Below are 10,660 nucleotides of genomic sequence, written 5' to 3' on the forward strand. Positions count from 1 at the left end.
CGCCACCCCGACAGGCACACCCACCTCGACTGCGACAGGCGCACCGACCGGCGCACCGACCGGCGCACCCACCTCGACCCCTGCAACCGGGCCGACGCAGACTCCTACAGCGACCGCCACCTCCACGCCAGGTCCCACCACACTCGAGAGCCCCGGCCTTGCCGGCGCGCTGAGCGGGAGACTCCTCCTCGCGCCGGGCGGGAAGGCGCAGGTCGGAACAGAGGTGCTGTGGACGGCGACGCTCACGAACATCGGCGACGCCCCCCTCTACGACGTCTCCCTCAGTGACCTGAGCGACGAGGTCGACCTCTCTCCCGGAGAGACCGCCTCCGTGTCGGTGACCACGACCCTCGGACAGCGCGAGCTGGACGAGCACACCGCCGTCCTCTCGACGTTCGCGAGCGGCGACACCGAGGAGGGAGCGTTCATCAGCATCGATCTCACCGGCAGGCTCGCCCTGCCCATCCCCGCGACGGCGCTCACCCCGGCCACCGCCGCACCCGCTCCTGCGACCCCGACCCCCACGCCGGGCACCCCCACCCCGGGCACCCCCACCGCGTCTCCGGCCACCGCGCCCGCGGCCCCTGCCACGCCGGCCGCCGCAGCATCCCGCTCAGCGGGCTCGAGCACCGGGGGCTCCGCTGCCGCGGCGACCTCCGGGCGACGGCTCGCCGACACCGGCTCCGATGCGGCGGGCGCGCTGCCCGGCGCCGGGCTCCTCGCGGCCCTGGGCGCGCTCGGCGTGCTGCTCGGCCGCCGTCGACGCAACCGCACCGCGGACTGACACCCGCCGACCGTCCCAGCGCCGGTGGCGTCGACTCGACCCGACGCCACCGGCGCTTCGCCGTGTCCCACCCCCTCCGCCTCAGAACGCCACACCTCTCGATCCGCGCCACGAATGAGGAACATCAGCTCTCTCGAGAGGGCGACCCTCTGCTCCGGGTGGTCGTCGCACGCTCCGACGGCTCGTGCCGACGTGCGCTCCGGGCGCCAGACCCTCTCTCCTGTGCCAGAAGTTCGACGGCCGATACGGCGCGATGCGAGCATTCGTCGTCTCTCCTTCCCACCCACGTCCGAGGAGCCCCCGTGCGCCGTCGTCCCGACTCCCTCCGCCCGCGCCACGGCGCCGGCACCCCGGTCACCGCCGCCGCCGCCGCCGCCCTCGCACTGACCGTCGGGCTCCTGGGGACCACGTCGGCCGCCCACGCCGCCGCGACGCCGCCGGCTTCCACCACGCCCTCCGCGACGCCCTCCACGAGCGTCACCGTCAGGGCCGCCGCCTTCAGCGGGGCCGCGCGCGGCGAGCTCGTCCTCGCGCCCGGCGAGGAGCCGAGGGTCGGCACCCAGGTGAAGTGGACCGTCACCGTCGCGAACACCGGTGACGTCCCGCTCGACGACGTCGCCCGGACGCTCGTCGGACCCGGCGTCCATCTGGACCCCGGCCAGACCCTCGAGCCGGTCTCGTCGAAGACCCTCACCCAGAAGCAGCTCACGGAGGGCTTCGCCGTTCTCGACGAGGTCGCCGGCGCGAGGACACCCGACGGCGTCTCGGTCTACGCGCGCGTCCGCGGCCGCCTCGACATTCCCCGACCGACACCGACACCGACGCCGACGCCGACCAAGACCCCGACCAAGAGCCCGACCCCGACCCCGACCGGGTCTCCGACCTCGAGACCGACTCCGACCGGGTCTCCGACACCGACTCCGACCTCACCTGCTCCGACTCCGACCACGCCCGCGACGACCCCGACGACACCGGCACCGTCCCCGACGCCTCCGTCGCCCACCCCGTCACCGGTTCCGGTCACCCCGGCATCCGCCCCGTCCCCCGGCGCTTCGGCCGTCGTCGCGCCTGCGGGCCAGACGGGCTCGACCGGCTCGACCGGCTCGCCCGCGAAGGTCTCGGCCGCGACGGAGACGGCGCGGCATCGCCTCGCCTCGACCGGGTACGACGCGGCGACCGCTCTGCCCGCCGCCGGGATCCTCACCGCCCTCGGTGCGCTCGGCATGCTCCTCGGCCGCCACCGCAACCGCCCGACGACCGCCCGAACAGGTCGCTGACCGATCCAGTTCGCCTGCCGATCCAGCTCACCGGCCCACCGGCCGATCAGCGATGGAGTCGGCTCCCGTCGACCCGACCGACGGTCCACGACCGGCGCTGCGCTTCCTCCGGAGTGCCGAGCACCGCCCGGGGACACGGCCCGCGCCGGTCGACCGCGCCGCGCCGGAGTGCTCTATCAGCGCCAGATCGTCTCGTCCCTGCCAGACGTTCGACGGCCGATCCAGACGGATGCGAGCATTCGTCGTCTCGCCTTCCCACCGTTCTCGAGGAGCCTCCATGCACCGACCTCACGAGTCACCGCGCCCGCGCCGCGGCGCCCGCATCCCCTTCACCGTCGCCGCCTCTCTCGCCCTGACCGCGGGCCTCCTCTGCTCCACGTCGGCGGCTCATGCCGCCGTGGCGCCGACGGTCCCCCCGACGCCGCCCGCGAGCGCGACCGCCACCGGCGCCCAGCTCACCGCCACCGCGCGCGGCGAGCTCGTCCTCGCGCCCGGCGAGACGCCGAAGGTCGGCACCGAGGTGAAGTGGATCATCACGGTCACGAACACCGGCAGCGTCCCCCTCGACCACGTCGCCGAGTGGGGGGAGGCCCTGCCCAGCGACCCTCTGGAACCCGGCCAGACCCGCGAGGTGACCGATTCGACTTCCCTCTTGCAGGAAGAACTCCGAGAGGGCTACGCCGTCCTCAGTGTGTTCGTTCCCGCTACGACACCTGGCGGCAGGATAACCACCGCACCGCTGTACAGCCGTCTCTACCTCCCCGCACCGGCACCCGTCGAAGCCCCCTCGCTGACGGCGACCGCGCGCGGCGAGCTCGTCCTCGCGCCCGGCGAGACGCCGACCGTCGGGACCCGGGTGAAGTGGACCGTCACCGTCACCAACACGGGGGACGTCGAACTCTACGACGTCGGCGTCGAGGGAGCGGAGGAGGACGAGGGCGACCTCCAGCCTGAGCAGACCAGTGAGCAGACGCTGAGCACGACCATCGGGCAGAGCGAGCTCGACGGTCGCGCCGCCGTCCTCACGACCTTCGCGGGCGGCTTCACCGAGGCGGTCGAGTACATCGGCGTCGACGTCACCGGGAGACTCGACCTCCCGTTCCCGGCACCGACTCCGACTCCGACGGAACCGACCCCTCCGGGGCCCACGCCGACGGCACCGCCGGTCATGCCGGGCACCCCGGGCACGGTCGTCCCCGCCGCTTCAGCCACGGCGGGTGCGACCGGCTCGACAGGCTCGACCGCGGCGGGCTCGTCAGTCTCGACCACGACGAGCTCGTCCGCGGCAGAGACGTCGAAGCGCCGCCTCGCGGACACCGGATCCGACGCATCCGGCCTGCTGCCCGCCGCCGGGATCCTCGCGGCCCTCGGCGCACTCGGCGTGCTGCTCGGCCGCCGTCGACGCAACCGCACCGCGGACTGACACCCGCCGCCCGTCCCAGCGCCGGTGGCGTCGACTCGACCCGACGCCACCGGCGCTTCGCCGCGTCCCACCCGCCTGCCTCACTCGCCCGAGACCGCCAGAACTCTCGATCCGCGCCATGCATGAGCAACATCAGCTCTCGAGGCGAGACCATCTCTGTATTCCCCTGCGAACCACGACGCTCACCCCCCTCTTCAAGGAGCTCTTCATGACCCCACGCCGCCCGGACGCAGGGAGTGCCCGCCACTCCCGCAGCATCTCCCTCACCGTCGCGGCAGCCGTCGTCCTGAGCGCCGGCCTCCTCTGCTCGCCCGCGACGATCACCCACGCCGCAGAGAGCGCGCCGCGCCCCACCGCCGGCCCGAAGGGTGCACCGGGGGTCGCCCTCGCGAGCGGGACAGCGACAGGAAGACTCCTGCTGGGGCCGGGTGAGAAGCCGACCGAGGGCACCCAGGTGAGCTGGACGCTCACGTTCACCAACAACTCGACAGAGCCCATCACCGTGGACGAGACCGCTCTCACCCTTCTTCCCGATCAGACCGGCACCGTCGAGGACGTCACTCGGATCCACGCGCTCTCGGCGGAGGAGGCCGCCGCGGGCGCAGTGCGGTACAACGGCGCCTGGGGCGTGCGCACCACCGGCGGAGCGACCACCGTCGTCGACGTCAGCGGCGAGCTGCCCTTCCCCCCGGACACCCAGGGCGCCCGGTTGACGGTGACCGCCGTCCCCGCGTTCCGGCTCGCTGTGGGCGAGCCCATCGTCATCGGCACCACCGTCGAGACCACCTTCACCGTGACCAACACCGGCGCCGTCCCTCTCGAGGACATCCGTGAGGTGGGTATCCCGCCGTACCGCCTCGCACCGGGTGAATCGTCCGTTCATCGCGTGACGAGCACGGTCACCGAGCTGGACCTGGTCTTCGGCTCCTACAGCCGCTCCGGCGGGACCCTCACCGGCCGCGCACCCAACGGCGTCCTCTACACCTCCGACCCGGTCTCGCTGACGCTTCCGATCCCTGCCGAGCACCCGGGCCTGGAGGTGGCCTACGCCCCGTCGTTCAAGCTCGCCCCCGGCGCTCCGGTCGCCGTCGGCACCGTGGTCGACGCGACCGTCACCCTGACCAACCGCGGCGACGTCACACTGAGAGACGTCCGGCATGTCGGCATCGCACCGATCGACCTCGCGCCCGGCGAGGTCAGCGTGCAGCGCATCTCGGACACGATCACCCAGGCGGACCTGGACGCCGGCGAGTACCGCCGCGAGGACGCCTCCGCCACGGCGAAGACCCCCCGGGGCGCGGAGCACCGCTCCACCCCCGTCACCATCGCGCTGGCGATCCCGAAGCCGGCACCCACCGCCACCCCGACTGGACAGGCCGGCACCGGCACGTCATCGACCGGCACGCCGACTTCCGGCACCACCGGCACGCCCGCCACCGGCACCACCGGCACACCAACTACCGGCACCACCGGCACACCCGCCACCGGCACTCCCGCCACCGGCACTCCCGCCACCGGTGCCACCGGCACGCCCACCACGGGTACCACCGGAGCCGCCACCGGCACGCCGACCTCCGGCAGCACCGGTGCACCCACCACCGGTACGCCGACCAGCGGCACGACCGATCCGCCGTGGCTGTTCCGCGGCGAGTTCGTGCTCAAGCCCGGGGAGACGGTCACAGCCGGCACGAAGGTGAAGTGGACCTCGACGGTCACCAACAACGGCGCCGGCGACATCCTCGACCTCTCCGCCGTCCGCACGAACGCCGCACCCGGCGAGCCCGGGAGCACCAGCGAGAAGATCTCGCGTCTCCCCTCGGGCGGAACCGCCGTGCTGCATCTCGAATCCACGGTCACCGCGGACGACCTCAGGAGCGGGCAGACCGGGATCTCCGTCACCGCGACGATGACCGAGGGCCGACTCGTCACCGTCCGGACCGCCCCCCGACTCGCGATCCCCGCCGAGAACCCGCGCCTGGAGGTCACGTCCGCCAGCGTGCCCCGGTTCGGACCGGGACTGTCGATGGTCGGCGGCGCCGTCGACACGACCTTCACCGTCGTGAACCGCGGAGACGTCACCCTCTCCGACATCACCGTCGCCGACATCCCCCCGTTCACCCTGGCGCCGAATGAGAGCGCCTCCCGCGTCACCCTGAGCAAGGTCCAGCAGTGGGACGTGAGCACCGGCGAGTTCCGCCGCACCGGCACCGTCACGGCCCGCACACCCCGCGGCACCGCCTACACCTCCGACCCCGTCGTCGTCGCGGTCCCCCTCCCGAAGAGCGCCCCTTCGGGCGGCACCGGCACCACCGGAGCAGGAGGGTCCGGCACCACCGGCACCACCGGCACCAGCGAGTCCGGCACCACCAGCACCACCGGCACTGGCACCACTGGGTCAGGCACCGCCGGGTCAGGCACCACGGGGTCAGGTACCCCCGGGTCGGGCACCACCAGCACCGGCACCACCGGGTCCGGCACCACCGGGTCGGGCACCACCAGCACCGGCACCACCGGGTCCGGCACCACCGGGTCCGGCACCACCAGCACCGGCACCGCCGGGTCCGGCACCACCGGCACCAGCACCACCGCGCCCGGCACCACCGGCACCAGCACCGCCGGGTCCGGCACCACCAGCACCAGCACCACCGCGCCCGGCACCACCGGCACCAGCACCACCGCGCCCGGCACCACCAGCACCAGCACCACCGCGCCCGGCACCACCAGCACCAGCACCACCGCGCCCGGCACCACCGGCACCAGCACCACCGGCACCAGCACCACCGGGTCGGGCACCACCGGGTCGGGCACCACCGGCACCGGAACCCCCGGCACTGCAGCCACAGGCACTCCCGACGTGGCCGACGCGGCCTGGCGATTCCGCGGCGAGTTCGTACTGAAGCCCGGCGAGAAGGTGACGGCCGGCACGAAGGTCCGCTGGACTTCCACGGTCACCAACACCGCAGGCGTCGACGCGCTGAACCTCTCCGCCGTGCAGGTCGGCAGCAACGGCGGCAACGTCAGCGAGAAGGTCGCCGTCCTCGGCGCCGGCTCGACCGCCGAGCTGCACCTCGAGACCACGGTCACGCAGGACGACCTCACCAGCGGCTGGACCCACGTCGTCGCCGAGGTGACCGCGGAGACCAGTCGGGGTCCCCTCAAGGTGCTGAACGCCGGGAAGCTCGCGATCCCCTCATCTGTCGGCACACCGGACACCACCGGCACCAGCGCGCCGAGCACCACGGGCACGGGACCTGGCGCGAACGGGACCGGAGCCCCCGGAACGACCGGCACGGGTACCACGGGCACCGGTACGACGGGCACCGGTACGACGGGCACCGGCGCCGGTACCGCAGGAAGTGGCACCGGCCCGGGCACCGGGATCACCCCGCCGACCTCCACTCCGGCGGCCACCGGGCTCTTCGGGACCGTGGAGGGAAAGCTCGATCTGAAGCCGGGCGAGAAACCGGTCGTCGGCACGCCGGTGAAGTGGATCATCACCTTCCAGAACCAGACCACGGCCACGGCCACCTTCTACGGGACTCCGATCGTTCTCGCGCCCGGTGAGAGCCGCCGCGCCGTGGACGTCTCAGGCCGACGGACAGTGACCCAGGCCGATCTCGATGCCGGCCGCATCGCCTACTCGAGCTCCTGGGGCGCCCAGACACCGAGCGGCGACGTGCTCGTCACCGTGCAGGGCGAGCTCCTGCTCCCGAAGGACGCACCGGTCGCCCCCGGGTCGGGCACCACCGGCGCAACCGGAGCCGGGACCGCCGGCACAGGCACCCCCGGGTCGGGCACCACCGGCTCGGGCACCACCGGATCCGGCACCACCGGCACCGGGACCACCGGCACGGGCACCACCGGCTCGGGCACTACCGGATCCGGCACCGCCGGCTCGGGCACCAGCGGATCCGGCACCACCGGCTCGGGCACCACCGGGTCCGGCACCACCGGGTCCGGCACCACCGGATCCGGCACCACCGGCACGGGCACCACCGGCTCGGGCACTACCGGATCCGGCACCACCGGCACCGGGACCACCGGCTCGGGCACCAGCGGATCCGGCACCACCGGGTCGGGCACCACCGGGTCGGGCACCACCGAGTCGGGCACCACCGGATCCGGGACCACCGGCACAGGCACCAGCGGCACCGGGACCACCGGATCCGGCACCACCGGCACCGGCACCACCGGCACGGGCACCAGCGGGTCAGGGACCACCGGCACCACCGGCGCGGCCGGGTCCGGCACCACCGGGTCCGGCACCACCGGGTCCGGCACCACCGGGCCGGGCACCACGGGCTCGGGCACCACCGGGTCAGGGGACACCGTCACTGGCACCACCGGGTCAGGCACCACCGGGGCCGGCTCCGGCACGACGGTCACCGGCACCCGCCCGACGACCACCGCCTCCAGCGGTGCGGGCAGCGCCGGCATCACGGCGGTGGGCACCACGATCGCGGGCCCCTCCGCGACGGGCACAGGCCCGGCCGACGCGCGCAGCACCGGCACGAGCACCACCGGCACGAACGGCTCGGGCGCCAGCAGCTCCGGCACCAGCGGCTCCGCCGCGACCGGGCACGGGGTCGCGGGCCCGCGGGCGACGAAGGACGCGTCCTCCGCACGCCTGGCCCAGACCGGCGTCGACGCGGCGTCCGCGCTGCCCGCGGCCGGGATCCTCGGTCTGCTCGGCGCGCTCGGCGTCCTCCTCGGCCGCCGCCGCCGCCGGAACCGCACGGCCGACTGACCTGGCCGCTCCCCTCGGGAACGAGGCGAGCGCAGACGACGACGGAGGGCGCGGGGCATCACACCCCGCGCCCTCCGTCGTCGCGTCCAGCGGCTCGCGGCCGCCAGCCCATCGTGCGTCAGCCGCACCTGCAGAGTCGACTGACCGATCCGCGATCAAGGACGGTCTGAGCCCGCCCAGCCGGACGGGCTCGGGCCGTCCTCGGCCCCCAAGGAACCGCCGACCTTCTGCGAGAACAGACAGGTCAATGCGTGCCATCAAGCCCCTCGCAGCGCCGGACTAGCTCGTTTGCGCCAGAGAAGTGCGCGTCTCGTTGCAGCGTGTGAAAGTACTCGAGCTTCACTCGAAGTATTGATCGACCACCGCCTAGGAGACCTCTTGACCCCGCGCCGCCCTGATTCCGCCACCTCTCGTCGCTTTCCCGGAACCACGGTGAACATCGCCGCCTCCCTCGCTTTGAGCGCGTGCCTGCTCGGCTCCACCGCAGCCGTCGCCCACGCCGACGAGGGCAGCGCGCCCGCCGCTGAGACCTCCGCCACCGCCCCGACTGCCGCCGCCGAGGCCTCCGCCACCGCCCCGATTGCCGCGGCCGCGGCGAACACGTCGGCGCCGTCGGGCCCCGACACCGCGACCACTCCGGCTCCGGAGGCGGAGCCCGCCTCGATCACGACCGCTTCCGCAGCTCCCAGCGCCTCGTCCGCCAGCACGTCGGCGCCGTCGAGCCCCGACGCCGCGCTCACTCCGGCTCCCGAGGCGGACGCCGCCTCGACCGCGACCGCCTCAGCAGCTCCCAGCACCTCGTCCGCCAGCACGTCGACTTCCGCGACCACGAACGAGCCCGCCGCCGCCACAGAGTCAACGGTGTCGACCCCGCAGCAGCAGCCCACTCCGCCCGCGAGCGCTGCTGCCACCACGGGCGTGACCTCGACAGTCGGGGGAACGCTCGACCTCGCACCCGGCGAGAAGCCCCACGTCGGCACCCCCGTGACCTGGACGATCACCCTGCACAACGACACCCCCGACACCGTCACCGTCTTCCAGACCCTCGTCCGCATCGCCCCCGGCGCCAGCGCCGAAGTCGAAGACAACCTCCCCGCAACCACCCTCACCCAGGCCGACCTCGACGCCGGACACATCACCTACCGCAGCCGATACGACATCTCCTCCCCCACCGGACAACGCACCCTCCGCGTCACCGGCGACTTCCGCTTCCCCGAAACCACGCCGACCACCACGACGTCGACCACGACCCCGACCACGGCACCCACGCAGACCCCCACGGGAACCGCGAGCGCTGCTGCCACCACGGGCGTGACCTCGACAGTCGGGGGAACGCTCGACCTCGCACCCGGCGAGAAGCCCCACGTCGGCACCCCCGTGACCTGGACGATCACCCTGCACAACGACACCCCCGACACCGTCACCGTCTTCCAGACCCTCGTCCGCATCGCCCCCGGCGCCAGCGCCGAAGTCGAAGACAACCTCCCCGCAACCACCCTCACCCAAGCCGACCTCGACGCCGGACACATCACCTACCGCAGCCGATACGACATCTCCTCCCCCACCGGATCACGCACCCTCCGCGTCACCGGCGACCTCCCCCTCCCCAAGACCGCTCCGACGTCGACCACCACCCCGACGACGAGCCCCACTGGGACCGCGACCGCTGCCGGCACAACCGGCACGAGCACGACCGGCACCGGCACCACCGGCACCGCTGGCACAGGCACGACCGGCACCGGCACCGCTGGCACAGGCACGACCGGTACAACCGGCACCGGCACCCCTGAGGCCGGGACCGGAACCACCGGCACGACCGGCATCGGTACCGGCACCACTGGCACAGGCACGACCGGGACGACCGGCACCGGCACCACTGGGTCCGGCACCGGCGGGACCGGCACCACCGGCACGGGCACCAGCGGCACCACCGGTACCGGTACCTCCGCTGCGGGCACGACCGGCACCAGCACCGACACCAGCACCACTGAGGCCGGGACGACCGGGGCCGGCTCCGGCACGACCGTCACCGGCACCCGCCCGACGACCACCGCCTCCAGCGGTGCGGGCAGCGCGGCGATCGCGGCCGTGGGCACCACGATCGCGGGCACCTCCGCGACGGGCGCAGGCCCGGCCGACGCACGCAGCACCGGCACGAGCACCACCGGCACGACCGGCTCGGGCGCGATCGGCGCGGGTACCAGCGGCTCGGGCACGAGCATCGCCAGCGCCAGCGGCACCAGCGCCAGCAGCTCCGGCACCAGCGGCTCCGCCGCGACCGGGCACGGGGTCGCGGGCACGCGGGCGACGAAGGACGCCTCCGCTGCACGCCTGGCCCAGACCGGCGTCGACGCGGCGTCCGCGCTGCCCGCGGCCGGGATCCTCGGTCTGCTCGGCGCGCTCGGCGTCCTCCTCGGCCGCCGCCGCCG

5 protein-coding genes are annotated in these 10,660 nt (G+C 74.0%); all 5 read left to right on the forward strand.

Annotation, left to right across the window (positions count from 1 at the left end):
* The first annotated feature begins 223 nt into the window (after positions 1-223).
* Entirely contained in the window at positions 224-784 is a 561-nt protein-coding gene (locus tag HQQ82_RS09755; protein ID WP_173232812.1) for an LPXTG cell wall anchor domain-containing protein, read from the forward strand.
* 302 nt (positions 785-1,086) lie between these two features.
* Entirely contained in the window at positions 1,087-2,061 is a 975-nt protein-coding gene (locus HQQ82_RS19540; protein WP_216848436.1) for a hypothetical protein, read from the forward strand.
* 277 nt (positions 2,062-2,338) lie between these two features.
* On the forward strand, positions 2,339-3,484 hold the full coding sequence (locus HQQ82_RS09765; RefSeq protein WP_173232813.1) for an LPXTG cell wall anchor domain-containing protein: 1,146 nt from the start codon (positions 2,339-2,341) through the stop codon (positions 3,482-3,484).
* 208 nt (positions 3,485-3,692) lie between these two features.
* Positions 3,693-8,231: a hypothetical protein gene (locus tag HQQ82_RS09770; protein ID WP_173232814.1), complete on the forward strand. Its 4,539-nt coding sequence runs from the start codon at positions 3,693-3,695 to the stop codon at positions 8,229-8,231.
* A gap of 432 nt (positions 8,232-8,663) precedes the next feature.
* Positions 8,664-10,660, forward strand: a 1,997-nt coding sequence (locus tag HQQ82_RS20335) for an LPXTG cell wall anchor domain-containing protein (protein WP_173232815.1), incomplete at its 3' end; no start/stop codon positions are given.

It is taken from the genome of Rathayibacter sp. VKM Ac-2856 (assembly GCF_013205055.1).
Lineage (GTDB): Bacteria > Actinomycetota > Actinomycetes > Actinomycetales > Microbacteriaceae > Rathayibacter.